The organism is Chitinophagales bacterium, from assembly GCA_020636495.1.
In the GTDB taxonomy this organism is placed as follows: Bacteria; Bacteroidota; Bacteroidia; order Chitinophagales; family Chitinophagaceae; genus UBA5543.
This window is the reverse complement of sequence record JACJXQ010000008.1, coordinates 2,776,908-2,791,455: the sequence shown is the minus strand read 5'-3', so window position 1 is coordinate 2,791,455 and position 14,548 is coordinate 2,776,908. Positions and strand designations below refer to the sequence as shown.

Annotated in this window: 14 protein-coding genes; all 14 read left to right on the top strand. The window is 41.2% G+C overall.

Annotation, left to right across the window (positions count from 1 at the left end; genetic code table 11):
- Nucleotides 1–46 precede the first annotated feature (46 nt).
- From asnB to H6550_12375, 14 genes are read left to right on the top strand one after another with little or no spacing between them, the layout of a single operon-like run.
- Entirely contained in the window at nucleotides 47–1,873 is a 1,827-nt protein-coding gene (gene asnB / locus H6550_12440) for an asparagine synthase (glutamine-hydrolyzing) (GenBank protein MCB9046932.1), read from the top strand.
- Nucleotides 1,861–2,877, top strand: a complete 1,017-nt coding sequence (locus H6550_12435; GenBank protein MCB9046931.1) for an NAD-dependent epimerase — start codon at nucleotides 1,861–1,863, stop codon at nucleotides 2,875–2,877. The genes asnB and H6550_12435 overlap by 13 nt, the downstream gene beginning before the upstream one ends.
- Nucleotides 2,877–3,773, top strand: a complete 897-nt coding sequence (locus tag H6550_12430) for a glycosyltransferase family 2 protein (protein ID MCB9046930.1) — start codon at nucleotides 2,877–2,879, stop codon at nucleotides 3,771–3,773. The genes H6550_12435 and H6550_12430 overlap by 1 nt, the downstream gene beginning before the upstream one ends.
- A 10-nt stretch (nucleotides 3,774–3,783) precedes the next feature.
- Nucleotides 3,784–4,416: an acyltransferase gene (locus H6550_12425; GenBank protein ID MCB9046929.1), complete on the top strand. Its 633-nt coding sequence runs from the start codon at nucleotides 3,784–3,786 to the stop codon at nucleotides 4,414–4,416.
- Nucleotides 4,417–4,418: 2 nt separating this feature from the next.
- On the top strand, nucleotides 4,419–6,026 hold the full coding sequence (locus H6550_12420) for a hypothetical protein (GenBank protein ID MCB9046928.1): 1,608 nt from the start codon (nucleotides 4,419–4,421) through the stop codon (nucleotides 6,024–6,026).
- 36 nt (nucleotides 6,027–6,062) lie between these two features.
- Complete coding sequence (locus tag H6550_12415; GenBank protein ID MCB9046927.1) at nucleotides 6,063–6,965, top strand: glycosyltransferase family 2 protein; 903 nt, start codon at nucleotides 6,063–6,065, stop codon at nucleotides 6,963–6,965.
- A 47-nt stretch (nucleotides 6,966–7,012) separates the two neighbouring features.
- On the top strand, nucleotides 7,013–8,155 hold the full coding sequence (locus tag H6550_12410) for an N-acetyl sugar amidotransferase (GenBank protein ID MCB9046926.1): 1,143 nt from the start codon (nucleotides 7,013–7,015) through the stop codon (nucleotides 8,153–8,155).
- Nucleotides 8,155–8,769: an imidazole glycerol phosphate synthase subunit HisH gene (gene hisH, locus H6550_12405; protein ID MCB9046925.1), complete on the top strand. Its 615-nt coding sequence runs from the start codon at nucleotides 8,155–8,157 to the stop codon at nucleotides 8,767–8,769. The genes H6550_12410 and hisH overlap by 1 nt, the downstream gene beginning before the upstream one ends.
- A gap of 10 nt (nucleotides 8,770–8,779) precedes the next feature.
- Entirely contained in the window at nucleotides 8,780–9,529 is a 750-nt protein-coding gene (hisF, locus tag H6550_12400; GenBank protein MCB9046924.1) for an imidazole glycerol phosphate synthase subunit HisF, read from the top strand.
- Between the two features lie 38 nt (nucleotides 9,530–9,567).
- On the top strand, nucleotides 9,568–10,578 hold the full coding sequence (locus H6550_12395) for a Gfo/Idh/MocA family oxidoreductase (GenBank protein ID MCB9046923.1): 1,011 nt from the start codon (nucleotides 9,568–9,570) through the stop codon (nucleotides 10,576–10,578).
- Nucleotides 10,579–10,586: 8 nt separating this feature from the next.
- Nucleotides 10,587–11,045 (top strand): N-acetyltransferase, encoded by a 459-nt coding sequence (locus tag H6550_12390; GenBank protein MCB9046922.1) that lies wholly within the window; start codon nucleotides 10,587–10,589, stop codon nucleotides 11,043–11,045.
- An 18-nt stretch (nucleotides 11,046–11,063) separates the two neighbouring features.
- Nucleotides 11,064–12,167 carry a DegT/DnrJ/EryC1/StrS family aminotransferase gene (locus H6550_12385; protein ID MCB9046921.1) on the top strand — a complete coding sequence of 368 codons (1,104 nt, stop codon included), beginning with the start codon at nucleotides 11,064–11,066 and terminating at the stop codon, nucleotides 12,165–12,167.
- A gap of 5 nt (nucleotides 12,168–12,172) precedes the next feature.
- On the top strand, nucleotides 12,173–13,315 hold the full coding sequence (locus H6550_12380) for a hypothetical protein (protein ID MCB9046920.1): 1,143 nt from the start codon (nucleotides 12,173–12,175) through the stop codon (nucleotides 13,313–13,315).
- A 17-nt stretch (nucleotides 13,316–13,332) separates the two neighbouring features.
- On the top strand, nucleotides 13,333–14,544 hold the full coding sequence (locus H6550_12375; protein ID MCB9046919.1) for a glycosyltransferase: 1,212 nt from the start codon (nucleotides 13,333–13,335) through the stop codon (nucleotides 14,542–14,544).
- The last annotated feature ends 4 nt before the right edge of the window (nucleotides 14,545–14,548 follow it).

The window sequence follows — 14,548 nt, the reverse complement described above, 5'->3', positions numbered from 1 at the left end:
TATAATGTCAGTAGAAAGGATATAAAGAAAAGATAGTCAGAACCATATGTGTGGTATATCAGGAATAGTAGCAAGGGATACATCAAGATACAGAGATGCTCAGGAACGTATGGTTAAGAGTATGTATCACCGTGGGCCTGACAGCAATGGTATTTATAACTTCGATAACTGTACGCTCGGACATAATCGTTTGAGTATTGTTGACCTTGTTTCCGGTGACCAGCCCATGCTGGGGAAAGAATCCCGGACGGGTATTGTATTCAACGGAGAGATCTACGGTTATAAGTCTATACGCGAGCAGTTGCAATACGACTTTGCCACTACTTCTGATACAGAGGTAATACTTGCATTGTATCAGCAATATGGTACGGATATGCTGGACAGGCTGCCGGGTATGTTCGCATTCGGTTTGTGGGACAATGAAAAGCAATCGTTTTTTGCCGCACGCGACAGGTTCGGCGAAAAGCCGTTTTATTATGCAATAACTGCAAATAATGAATTGGTTTTCGCTTCAGAAATAAAGGCTATCATCGCCAGCGGGTTGATAAAACCAGAGATAGATGCTGCTGCTGTCAGCCGCTACCTGAGTTATGGTTATATCGGTCCTGTAAAGACGATATATAAGAATGTACATTCATTACCTCCTGCTCACTACCTGACCTTCAGTAATGGGTCGCTGCATGTTGAGCGTTATTGGAATTATCCGACAACTACTACCGAAAATATCAGCCTGTCTGATGCTGCGGAAAAGTTTGAAGCATTGTTCACTGATGCAGTTAAGAAGCAAATGGTTGCGGATGTAGATGTATGTGCATTTCTGAGCGGTGGTTTGGATTCTACGTCAGTTGTCAGTGTGGCGCATAAGGTAAACCCGCAATTGAAAACACTGGCATTTGGCTATAAGAACGAAGTAAGTGAGTTGCCATATGCAAAGATGGCAGCTGATATGTATAAGACAGATCATCATGAGCTGTTTGAAGAAGGAGCGAATTTTGAAGATCTTTTCCTGAAGCTTCCTGATATATACGATGAGCCTTTTTCTGATTCATCGGCTATTGCAACTTACCTGATATGCAAGTCTGCAAGAAGGTTTGGGAAAGTAGCGCTTACCGGAGATGGAGGAGATGAGTTGCTGGGAGGATATACTTGGTGGTATAAACCCATGCTGGAAGAAATAGCATTGAGAGGCGCCGGCAGTATCAAGTCGGGCTTTGCATTTGCCATGGCTGTTTCAGAAAAAATAAAAGAAAAAGCAAAACTATCTACCGGGCGCGACTGGCGAAACAGGTATAGCGGCATACAAAGAAGTAAGCTGTACCCCACAGTAGCAGAGTCTGCCGCATATCGTGTCGTTGACAGGAGTATTACTACAAGGTTAGGCCTGCCGGGTATAGAGTCTCTGGATTGTTTCTGGCAACAGGATAATACTATTAATGACGCAATGAAAGTAGATATTGCAAACTACATGCCTGGCGATATATTAGTGAAAACAGATCGTGCCGCTATGGCTAACAGCCTTGAACTGAGAGCACCTTTCCTGGATGTGAACCTGGCTGAATTTTGCATTTCTATGCCTGGTAACTTGAAGATTGATGATAAAGCAGATAAGATATTACTCAGGGAGGCCATGGGTAAATACATGCCGGAAAAGATATTGAAGAGAGATAAACAAGGCTTCGGAGTGAGTCGTACACATTGGAGCGAATCAACGAAACTTCAGAAAATGTACGGGGATTTTGTGCACGATAAACAGAGTGCCCTGTATAATATATTACCGTATAAAGAAACTTCAGAATTACTTGCTGACAAACCGGAACTGATACACCAGTTTTTTGTTCTTGCAGTTTGGGCAAATAAAAAATACTCAATTTGAAAACGATACTAGTTACAGGCGCAGCCGGGTTTATTGGTTATCATACATCAGAATTGCTGGCACAAAAGGGTTATACCGTTATCGGTATTGACTCTTTGAATGAATATTATAACGTTCAGTTGAAACGTGACAGGATAGCGCAGCTTGCTCCGTATGATAATTTTACATTTTACCAGGTTGATATTAGTGATAAACCTGCTTTTGATAAGGTGTTTGAAGATCATAAGATAGATGTGGTCATCAACCTGGCAGCACAGGCAGGTGTAAGATATAGCCTGAAAAACCCATACCAGTATATAGATAGCAATGTGGTAGGATTTATGAATGTATTGGAAGCCTGCAGGAACCATAAGATTGAGCACCTGATATTTGCATCTTCTAGCTCTGTTTACGGTTCTAATCAGAAAATACCTTTCAGCGTAGACGATCATACAGATCATCCTATCTCTTTATACGCAGCTACTAAAAAGGCAAATGAAGCAATGGCTCATAGCTATGCTGCTTTGTACAATATACCATGCACTGGTTTGCGTTTCTTTACGGTATATGGCCCCTGGGGCAGACCGGATATGGCGTACTATCTGTTTACTGAGCGTATCTCAAAAGGCGAGCCAATACATTTATTCAATAACGGCAATCTGAGCCGGGATTTTACTTATGTAGACGATATAGTGAAAACTATAGATGCCCTCATAGATAAGCCACCTGTGTCATCACCCGAAAGAATCGGGGCTGACTTGGATATCTCGCAAAGTTTTGCTCCTTACAGGTTGTGCAATATAGGTAACCATAAGCCTGTGAAGCTGATGGAGTTTGTAGGGATACTTGAAGAACTGATAGACAAGAAGGCGATCATCGAGAATAAACCCATGCAACCCGGAGATATGTATGAAACATATGCTGACATCTCACACCTGACGGAGACTGTAGGTTTCTCGCCTGTAGTGGATATACGCACCGGATTGAAAAAATTTGTAGACTGGTATAAAGACTATTATAAATAATGGAGACTGCCGATACTCCTTTGATAAGCATATTGATGACTGCCTACAACAGGGGGAAGTTTATAGCTGAAGCGATAGAAAGTGTTCTGAATTCTACTTATCAGAATTTTGAACTGATCATCGTAGATGATGTTTCTAAAGATGATACTTATAAAATTGCTTCTTCTTATGCTGAAAAAGATAAACGGATATCTGTCTACAGGAATGAAGAGAACCTGGGGGACTATCCTAACAGGAATAGGGCTGCATCATATGCGAAAGGTGAATACCTGAAATACCTCGATGCTGATGATAAGCTATATCCCTATGGTTTAGAGATCATGCTGAAAAATATGGCTCAATTCCCCGAATCCTCATGGGGACTGATGTCTATTGTTCAGGATGACGACAGGCAATTCCCGATTCTCCTGTCTCCTCACGATATTTACGCAAGGCACTTTTTTAATACCAACCCATGTGTCAACCAACCTCATATTTTTCATAAGGCGCCTTTGTCCGCTATCATAAAGCGTTCCTCATTTGAAGATGTAGGAGGTTTTAAACATGTCCGTCACTACGGCGATAGCGATCTGTGGCAACGCCTGGCACGCAAACATTCCATGGTACTAATGCAGGATGGCCTGGTTTGGTGGCGGGGAGGAGACAGCACGCAGGAGTCCAGTAAACGTAAATCAAAACCCGAACTGCCGGTAATAACGAATAATAACTATATCGAGAACCTGATTCATGAGGATTGCCCTCTGAACCGGGAAGAGCGGGCATTGGCGATAGCTCAATGCCGCAACAGGATAAAAAAGAACATTCTTATACACGTGAAGAAAGGTAACATCAGTACTGCCATGAAACTCTCCAAATTGTATAAGGAAATTGACGCTGCTAAAAAGGTAGGGTTGTAATCATAACGTTTTGAGCGGAGTAGTATCAAAAATAACATCTTTGTTGCGTAAGCCTTATATGCTTATTGTGCTCCCGATTATTAAGCTACATCCTTATTTCCGTTTCTTATATGAGACCAACGATTATCAAAACAGGGTCTCCTTTGATTTCTGGTTCAAACAAAAGGTGTTGAACTGGGGCGGAAATAAACATGCCTACTGGCCGGTACACTGGACAAGTAAAGTGTTTGATGTAGAAAATATAAAGGTCGGAGTAGACGCATATCCCGGTATCATGGGAGGTTGCTATATAACCGGTAGAGGAGGGCTTGAAATAGGTGACTATACTCAAATTGCTCCCAACGTAGTAATCGTAACTGCCAACCATGATCCATACGATTCCCGCAAGCATATTTTCGGTAAAGTTGTTATCGGGAAATATTGCTGGATAGGTGCCGGTGCTAAAATAATGCCAGGCGTTACATTGGGCGACTGGACTATAGTAGCTGCTGGTGCGGTTGTGACAAAGTCTTTTGAGGAGGGTCACTGTATTGTGGGCGGTGTTCCGGCAAATAAGATCAGAGAACTGGATAGGAACAGGTGCATTCCATATGAGGTGAAGCACAAATATCGTGGATATATAAAAGCAGATAAATTCGCATAAATATGCGCACATACAAGTATATCATTGTTTTGTTGATACTTTCATGCGTAGGGCGGATAAGTCTTACGTTGCATTATATGGACCTGCTGCCGGATAAAGTAAGACATATTCTGGCAGCAAAGAACATGAATGAGGGGCATGGATTTGCAACATCCTATCAAAGCATTGAGAATGTAACTGAGACAGTATATACGCCGATAACGGCCTGGCCTCCGGGATATTCAATACTGGTTGGTGCAATGCAAAAGATTACAGGTGGATATTTATCTGCGGCAATAGCTATAGACGTATTGTCTGTGATATTGTTTTACCTCGGATTATACGTGTTGCTGGATCGCTATAAAGAGCAGCTTAATAAGAGCATTGCTGCATTTATACTGATATTCTTTGGAGTGTCATTGGCGCCATTCGGCCAATTGTCCTCAACCGATCTGTTATCCATATCGTTTTTCATGTTTGCTGTTGGGCTGTTCATGAAATGGATAGATAATGGCATGAAAACTAATTGGGTAGTACTGTTGTTTGTTTTGTCAGCATTTATACCTGCGTTTGCCAGGTATGGTTACTATCCTATTGTTTTTATATTCCCGATATTCTTGTTTGCATTGTTCCTGTTAAAGCGCGACAAAGCATATTTATTCCGTTCTGTCACGTTATTTGTTCTCTTTGGTGGGCTAATAGCATTGTATGCGTACTACCAGTACCGGTTGAGCGGTGTTACCCCGGCTACGACATTGCCTGAACGTCATAGGGTTGATGATGGCGTGTCAATATATTGGGAGAACATAAAAGAGTTCAACGAATTTGTTTATAATGGTATTTTAAGCGATTTTTTTATCACGAATCGTTTGAGTGGCACTCTTGCGCTGATCTATAAATCCATAAAGCTGCTGATAACATTTGCTTTCTGCTTTTTGATCATTCATGTATGCTACAGGGAGTACATAAGCAAGAGGTTGAGAAATGTCAATCTCTTTATTCTGGTTACATATTTGGTGAATGTTAGTTTTCTGGTCCTGCTTAGTTTAAAGAACCCCATGGATAGAAGTATGACCGGTGATGTGCTATACGTATGGACGTATGTTATAGAACTTAGATACTTTGCGCCATCTTATATACTTGCCTTAATATTTGTTTTGTACAACTATGGCAATTGGTCTCGTTTTGAAGGCCTGTTTGTCAATGCCATCATTATGCCACTGGTCATTGTCAGTTGTTTGTATTCATTATATACTGTTGCTTCCGGCAATAAAACGGGTGCCTATAAACACACACATAAAGATTTTCTTGCAATAAGAGAAGAATTGAAGGGGCATGATCCGGCGAATACACTTGTATTGGTAAATGGTTGGAACCGCACTTTGAATAATAATGCTTATTCATCGCTGATAGAATTAGAAGGTTATGACGTATTGCCGATAAATGATGTCGGGTTTGCTGATGCTTCTGCAAAATGGTACTGGAATAATATGAAGAGGTTTAAGCAATACGACAAGGTGTATTACGTAGGAGATGCCGAAAAACTTGAGGCAGTAATAGTTGACAGTAATTTGCATTTAGAACCAACAGGTGTTGCAGAGTTGTATTACATGCATACATCAGCAAGATAAAGAGCCTTCATGCCAGATCAACGCAAATAAAATTTAATGGAGCCGATATTAACCATAGTAATACCTTGTTATAATGAGGAGGAGAATATCCCCCAGGTGTTGCCTGCCATTCAGCAACATTGTGCCGAAAATAATTTTCGTTGCATTGTGGTGAATGATGGCAGTTCTGACAACTCGGCTTCAGAGCTGAATAAATTCAAGTCAGAGCAAATACAGGTGCTTCATCACTCAAAAAACAGGGGATACGGTGCTGCTATTAAGACGGGTGTCAGGAAGTGTAATACCCGCTTTGTTGTAACAATAGACTCCGATGGTCAGCATAGCCTGGATGATGTGAACATGATGCTGGGCAAAATGCAGGAAACAGGTGCGGATATGTGTGTAGGTAACAGGAATAACATGGGGTCTACACAGCTGAGGAACTTTGCCAAATCTATCATTGTGCGCTTTTCAAAGATGTTTATCAAGATAAGGGTAAATGACCTGAACAGTGGCATGAAGATGTATAAAACAGACGTGGTGAAATACCTTGTTAAATTTGCCCCTAACGGTATGCCTTTTTCTGATGTGATCGTCCTGTTGTTCCATCAGTTTAATTTCAAGATCATTGAAGTGCCTATAACGATAAAGGACAGGGAGCTTGGTACGTCAACCATAAATTATAAAACAGCTATACAGACGGTATATGAGATATTATATATCATCATACACTTTATGCCGTTGAAGTTTTTTGGTACCATTGGTTTAGTAACACTTTTAGGTGGTGTAGCGTGGGGGCTGCCATTTGTGTTACGTGGTGTAGGCATTACCGCGGGTACCGCTCTGTGTATCCTGTCCGGGCTTATTTTTGCAGGTTTTGGTATCTTGCTGGAAGTATTGATCAAACTCCAGTTTGAGAACTACTATCCGGATATTCCGGATAGTTTTACAGAGCAATAGCCTGTAGTTGTTCTGATCGCAAAAAATAGATAAAGAGATATTCCTTAATGGATAATAAAGATACATATCAGCAGTGCACTATATCTGTTATGGATAACATAGCAGACCCGGATATTGTGTTTGATGAGAAAGGCATATGCCAGTATTATTATGATTTTCAAAAGGCATATGCTGAGCAGGTATTTACCGGCGAAGAAGGGGAGCGCAGGCTGACTGAGATATTTGATAAGATAAAAGAAGACGGGAAGGACAAACCATACGATTGTGTAATGGGGCTTAGTGGTGGTGTGGATAGCACATATGTAGCTTATATAGCTAAAAAGCATGGTCTCAGGTCACTGGCTATCCACTTTGATAATGGCTGGAACAGCGAACTTGCGGTTAAGAATATTGAGAACATAGTGAGTCGCCTGGGCTTAGACCTGCATACCTTTGTTATCAACTGGGAAGAGTTCAAGGATTTGCAGATAGCCTATCTGAAAGCTTCCGTTATTGATATTGAGGCGATAACTGACCATGCCATATTTGCGACACTCTACAAGTTTGCCGGTGAGAAAGGATACAAGTACATTTTGAGCGGCACGAATGTACAGACAGAGAATACATTGCCGAAAAGCTGGATATACGCCAAGACCGACCATGTTAATATCAAAGCGATAAGCAAACATTTTGGTACAGTTCCATTAAAGACATTCCCTTTTATGGACTCTAAAGTGAAGCGGTATTACCAGAAGGTGAAAGGTGTGCAGTCTGTATCTGTGCTGAATTATATGGAATATAATAAGGCAAAGGTCAAAAAGATCATACAGGAAGAACTGGGGTGGAAAGATTACGGAGGTAAACATTATGAGAGTGTATGGACCCGTTTTTACCAGGGTTATATATTACCTACTAAGTTTAAGGTAGATAAGCGCAAGGCACACTTGAGTGACTTGATATTTTCTGGACAAATAACAAAAGAAGAAGCACTTGCAGAACTTGAAAAGCCGATATATGATGAGCAGCTTCTGAAAGAAGACTATGCTTTTGTGCTGAAGAAGCTTGGCCTTAGTGATGAAGAGTTTAAAGATATCATGAAAAAGCCTCGTGTTGATCACAGGGCTTACGATTATGAAATGCCGATTGATAAAAGGTACCCATTGTTGAAACCCATCAAGAGTTTATACAGGTTATTATTCCCCGTCAAGTAATGGTAGCGATAATAAATTATGGTTTAGGTAATCTCACGTCTATTCAGAATATGTTCAGGCGTTTAGGGATAGATTGTGTTATTACCAACGATGAGAATGAGATAAGAAATGCGTCAAGGTTATTACTGCCTGGTGTAGGACACTTTAAAAGAGGTATGTCCAATCTTGAGGAAAGCGGCCTTGTAGGATTATTAAACGAGTTGGTCATTGAGCAGAAGAAACCTATTTTGGGTATTTGCCTGGGGGCTCAATTAATGACCAAACATAGTGACGAAGGTGATGTAGATGGCCTGGGTTGGGTAGATGCTAAAACGGTAAAGTTTGACGCGGCTAAACTGAATAACCTGCCTGTACCCCACATGGGTTGGACTGACATAAAAGTGACCCGCTCCTGTCCTTTGCTGGAGGGGATACCAGATGAACCAAGATATTATTTTGTGCACTCATACCATTTTGCTTTCGAAGAGCCCAGCGAGGTGATAGCAACATCGGTATACGGATACGAATTTGCTTGCGCCTTCAACAAAGGGAATGTATATGGGGCTCAGTTCCACCCGGAGAAGAGTCATAAGTTTGGTATGAAAGTATTAGAGAATTTCAGTAAAATAAGTTGATATTCGCTGCATGAGGAGAATAAGAACTATCCCGGTATTGTTGTTGAAAAATGGTGGTCTGTACAAGACCATTAATTTCAAGAACCCTAAGTATGTGGGTGATCCTATCAATGCCGTGAAGATATTTAATGAGAAGGAAGCAGATGAATTAGTGCTGTTGGATTATAATGCGTCGGCAGATGGCCGTGGGGTCGATTATAAGTGGATAGAGGAAATATCTGGCGAGGCGTTTATGCCAATGGCTTATGGTGGAGGTATAAAGACCCTGGACGATGCTAAAAGAGTATTTGACAGTGGTTTTGAAAAGATAGTACTCAACTCTGTTCTGTACACTAACCCCGGCCTTATTGAACAAGTGGGTAGTGTATATGGTGCGCAATCAGTAGTAGGTAGTCTCGATTATAAAAAGAACCTCTTTGGCAAAAGCAAAGTATATGCCATGTCGGGTACCAAGAGTATGGGGTATGACCCGTTAGAATGGGCACAGAAACTACAGGAGTACGGAGTGGGGGAGATCATGATAAACAGCATTGACAGGGATGGCACATGGTCAGGCTACGACCTGCAACTGATAGAAAAGATATCTGCAAAAATAACCGTCCCATTAATCGCTTGTGGTGGTGCGGGCTCTGTACAAGACCTTAAAGACGCTGTTGTTGCAGGTGCGTCTGCAGTAGCTGCAGGTAGTATGTTCGTTTTTCAGAAAAAAGGAATGGGTGTATTGATAAGTTTCCCTACGGGGGTAGCTATTAATGGCTAAGACAATAATCTAAAAATAAATTATACAATCACGATACAATGGAAAAGAGTGGACTCCGTTTTGCACTGATAGGCTGTGGAAGGATAGCAAACAGGCATGCTGAACACATCAATAATTATGCGCACCTGGTTGCGGTTTGCGATGTTGATAAAGAGAAGGCTGATGCATTGGCACAACAATACAATGCTAAAGCATATTATGATCTTGGAGAATTGCTGGCGAATGAAAAGGACGTGGATGTAGTTTCTATATGTACACCCAACGGTCTGCATGCTCAACATAGTATCGCATCTCTGAAAGCAGGTTTTCATGTGCTTTGTGAAAAGCCATTGGCAACCAATGTGCATGATTGCGGTGAGATGATAAAAACTGCTGAGTTGTACAATAAACGCCTGTTCGCGATAAAACAGAACCGGTTCAATCCTCCTGTGGCAGCCGTTAAGAAAGCTATAGATGAAGGTAAGCTTGGTAAAATATACAGTGTACAGTTAAGTTGCTTCTGGAATCGTAACCCCCCGTATTACGAAAATTCATGGAAGGGTACTAAAGACCTGGATGGTGGAACACTTTATACACAGTTCTCTCACTTTATTGATCTGCTGTATTGGTTGATAGGTGATGTGAAAACAGCAAAGGCTTTTATGGGCAATTATGACCATAAGGGCATCATTGAGTTTGAAGATACGGGTGCTGTGATACTTGAATTTTATAATGGTGCCATTGGCACCGTTAATTATACCGTGAACAGTTACGGAAAGAACATGGAAGGTTCACTGACCATATTTGGTGAGAAAGGAACAGTGAAGATCGGCGGCCAGTACCTGAACGAAATGGAGTACCAGAATATTGAGGATTATAAAATAGAGAACCTGCCAGAAGGTAATAAGGCTAACAGCTATGGTGCTTACCAGGGTTCTATGTCCAATCATGACCATGTGTACATGAACTTGATAGATGTTTTAAGCAATAACGCTTCAATATCTACGAGTGCTTTCGAAGGTTTGAAAACAGTTGAGATAATAGATAAGATATATTCATCGGTTAAGTAACGAAGAGCATGGCAGAACCTACATTATACCAGTCGAAAATTGTGAACGTAGATTTTGGCGAGAATGTAAAGATCGTGGAGCCTGTTAATATCTACGGATGTAAAATAGGGAGCAACTGTTTTGTTGGTCCTTTTGTTGAGATACAAAAGGATGTAACGGTAGGTGACAGAACCAAGGTTCAGTCACACACATTTGTATGCGAGCTGGTTACAATCGGCTCTGATTGTTTCATCGGTCATGGCGTTATGTTTATTAACGACCTGTTTCAGAACGGAGGCCCTGCAGGTGGTGATAAAAACCTCTGGAAGTATACTAATATTGGTAACCATGTGTCCATTGGATCCAACGCAACAATATTGCCTGTTAATATCTGCGATAATGTAGTGATAGGAGCTGGCGCAGTTGTTACAAAGAATATAACAGAGCCGGGAGTATATGCAGGTAACCCGGCAAAAAAAATCAAATAAAAAATATATAATAACCATATGCACGTACCATTTGTTGATTTACATGCACAGTATCAAAGTATTAAACCCGATATAGACAAAGCAATACAGGACGTAATTGCTAAAACTGCGTTTATTGGTGGGGAATACGTTAAATCATTTGAAAAGGAATTTGCTGAATTGTATGGTGTTAAGCATGTAGTCAGTTGTGCCAATGGTACTGACTCGCTCTACATAATTATGAAGATGCTGGGTATTGGTGAAGGTGATGAGGTGATAACAGCAGCTAATAGCTGGATCTCCAGTTCTGAGACCATTTCACAGACTGGAGCACGTCCTGCTTTTACTGATCCTGATGATACTTATATGAGTATGAGTGCCGGGGCAGTAGCAAAAGCTGTTACTCCGGCTACCAAAGCTGTGCTCGTAGTGCACCTGCACGGGCAGATGTGCGATATGGAAGGCATTCAGCAATTGTGCAAAGAGAAGAATATCTATTTGATAGAAGATTGTGCTCAATCTCATTTCTCAGAATACAAAGGGGAGAGAGCCGCTACAATGGGTATTGCCGGTAGCTTTAGTTTTTATCCTGGCAAGAACCTGGGCGCATATGGAGATGCTGGTTGTATCGTTACTAATGATGACGAGCTGGCTGATAAATGCAGGATGTATGCAAATCACGGTGCACTGAAAAAACACCAGCACCAGATAGAAGGCATAAATAGCAGGCTGGATGGTCTACAGGCTTCGGTGTTATCTGCTAAGTTGCCGCATATACTTAAATGGACAGAACAGCGCATCGCAAATGCGGCGTTGTACAATAAATACCTTGATGGTATTTCAAATGTAAAACTGCCTGTTGTTCGTCCGGAAACAAAACATACCTTCCACTTGTATATGATACGTGCTGAAAAGCGTGACGAATTGCAACAGCATTTGAAACAATGCGGAGTGGATACAGCGTTACACTACCCAACAGCATTGCCTAACCTTCCGGCATATAAATACCTGGGTACTACACCTGCTGATTTCCCAGTTGCCACTCAGTTGCAAGGCGAAATATTATCTCTGCCCATGTATCCCGAACTGACAAAGGAAAGCATTAAGTACATAGCAGATTGCATCCGCGGTTTTTATAACTAAGGTTTTTGAAGTTTAAAGGCAAGACGATACTAATTATCTCTCAGCAGGATTGGGGGAAGATGTTCATCTCGAAACACCATTACGCTGTTGCATTAGCTAAGCTGGGCAACAAAGTATATTTCCTGAACAGTCCTGTGAAAGACGGCGAATTGAAGAGTGGAGAGATTGTAATAGAACCAACAAGCTACGATGGATTGAGTGTGATAAAACACCGTTTCTTCTATCCTTATGTTATCAAGCATAAGTTCAAAACATTGCACAACTTTCTGTTGAAATACCATGCAAGAAAAATAGAACAGCAGATAGCTCAGAGAGTAGATGTTGTTTGGTCTTTTGACGTGTCAGATACGGTTTCATTGCGTGCATTTTCCTCCGTTAGTTTCAAAATATTTATGCCGGTGGACGAACCTCAAATACCTGAAGGTGCTCATGGAGTGGATACAGCAGATGTTTTACTGTCTGTCACCAACGAGATCATCAGTAAGTATCATACAAAAATACCTGCCATGTTCGTTAATCATGGTGTAGCCGAAGAGTTTATTACAGAACAAGTGTCTTTGGCTATTAATAAACCTTTGCAGGTAGGATTGTCAGGCAATTTCCTGAGGCCTGACATTGATTGGGTGACATTGAATAAGATCGTGACAGAACATCCCGATGTAATATTCAATTTCTGGGGAGCAGTTGACAGAAAAGACGCTAACCTGGCAGGTGATGTAAATGCCGGCAGTTCAGCATCAGCTGCTATGATTGATAAATCGAATGTTCGCTTTCATGGAGCTGTTGATCCGGCAATACTGGCAAAGAACCTTAAAGCTATGGATTGTTTCCTGATTTGTTACGATATAGCCAAAGACCAGAGCGGAGGTACTAACTACCATAAGGTGTTGGAGTATATGGCAACAGGAAAAACAATTGTGGCTAATAATATAACCACCTACGAAAGTATGCCGGAGCTTGTAACTATGCCTTTAGAAAGGAATAACGAAAACTTACCTGCATTATTTACACAGGTAATTAAAGATATTGATACGTATAATAGTATAGATATGCAATCGAAGAGGATTGGATACGCTATGCAGCATACCTATCAAAACAATATCACGAGAATTGAAGATTTTATTACAGCCAACGTAAATCGTAATTAATTCTTCAGTACTGAGCAATGTCATCACCGGGTAGTATAGTAATTGTGACGGATCAGCATTTGAGTGCTAATCCAAGGGTGTGGAAAGAGGCGGATGCACTTGCAAGAAACGGGTATGAAGTAGAGATAATCACTAGGGCGAATAATGCGATGCGCAAAAAGAAGGATATGGCAATATTGCAAAAGTTACATCCTTCTGTTAGGTACAGCCCTGTTGTAAATGCCATAAAAGCCGAGATACCCGCATTAAGAGATATTTATTACAGAAGTAGGTTGAAATTGGTGCTGTTGGCAAAAAGATTGGGCTTTGAATCCCGCTACCTGTTAAGTACCGACCCTGATAAAATATATACAGAGTCACTGAGTCGGAATGCAGATCTGTATATTGCCCATGTAGAATGCGGCTTGTTTGTAGGAAAACATCTTATTCAGAAAGGCAAAAAAGTAGCTTTTGATTTTGAGGATTGGTACTCTCGCGATTACCTGAGTCCTGTAAGAGCCGTAAAATTGCTAAGCAGCCTTGAGCTACATGCTCTTCAGCATGGAGTGTATGTTACTTGCCCTTCAGTTGCTATGGCTGATGCCTTGAAACAAACATATAATGTAGCTGACAAACCTGAAGCATTATACAATGGATTTGCAGATAGCCCTGTGCAGGAGGTGGCAAATCTTAGAGATGACTCAATGGTGAATATGGTTTGGTTTTCTCAACGTGTAGGCCCGGGCAGAGGACTTGAAAAGATAGCGGCCGTTTTGAAAGAGGTGAATACTAAAGTAAAACTTACACTGATCGGAGACTGTCCTCCGGAATACGAAGCAACCCTTAATGATGTTTTTCCGAAAGAACATAAGTTAGAACTGGTGCCTCCTGTTTCGCATACTGAGTTGGATAACATGCTTCAGCAATTTGATATAGGGTTGGCATTAGAAGAAATTTATCCCGAAAGCAGGAATAAAACCATTACCAATAAGATATTACAATATTTACAGGCCGGAATAAAAGTGTTGGCTACCAATACAGACGGGCAGGTTGAAGTTGCCGGATGTTTCCCCTCATCAGTGAGAACAGTGAGAACGAATGATACAACAGGGTGGGCTGCAGAGTTGGATGCTCTTATTGCAGAGCCTGTTGAGAGAGAAAAGATAAAAGAAGTATACCACAAGCATTTTTCATGGGCCGCACAGGAGGTGAAACTGTTAAGCCTGGTTGAAAAAGCATTGAAAAATTGATCTC

What these genes read in the sequence shown, in the direction of transcription:
- asnB (MCB9046932.1), top strand. Translation starts at nt 47, where the DNA reads ATGTGTGGTATATCAGGAATAGTAGCAAGGGATACATCAAGATACAGA.
- H6550_12430 (MCB9046930.1), top strand. Translation starts at nt 2,877, where the DNA reads ATGGAGACTGCCGATACTCCTTTGATAAGCATATTGATGACTGCCTAC.
- H6550_12420 (MCB9046928.1), top strand. Translation starts at nt 4,419, where the DNA reads ATGCGCACATACAAGTATATCATTGTTTTGTTGATACTTTCATGCGTA.
- H6550_12415 (MCB9046927.1), top strand. Translation starts at nt 6,063, where the DNA reads ATGGAGCCGATATTAACCATAGTAATACCTTGTTATAATGAGGAGGAG.
- H6550_12410 (MCB9046926.1), top strand. Translation starts at nt 7,013, where the DNA reads ATGGATAATAAAGATACATATCAGCAGTGCACTATATCTGTTATGGAT.
- hisH (MCB9046925.1), top strand. Translation starts at nt 8,155, where the DNA reads ATGGTAGCGATAATAAATTATGGTTTAGGTAATCTCACGTCTATTCAG.
- hisF (MCB9046924.1), top strand. Translation starts at nt 8,780, where the DNA reads ATGAGGAGAATAAGAACTATCCCGGTATTGTTGTTGAAAAATGGTGGT.
- H6550_12395 (MCB9046923.1), top strand. Translation starts at nt 9,568, where the DNA reads ATGGAAAAGAGTGGACTCCGTTTTGCACTGATAGGCTGTGGAAGGATA.
- H6550_12390 (MCB9046922.1), top strand. Translation starts at nt 10,587, where the DNA reads ATGGCAGAACCTACATTATACCAGTCGAAAATTGTGAACGTAGATTTT.
- H6550_12385 (MCB9046921.1), top strand. Translation starts at nt 11,064, where the DNA reads ATGCACGTACCATTTGTTGATTTACATGCACAGTATCAAAGTATTAAA.
- H6550_12375 (MCB9046919.1), top strand. Translation starts at nt 13,333, where the DNA reads ATGTCATCACCGGGTAGTATAGTAATTGTGACGGATCAGCATTTGAGT.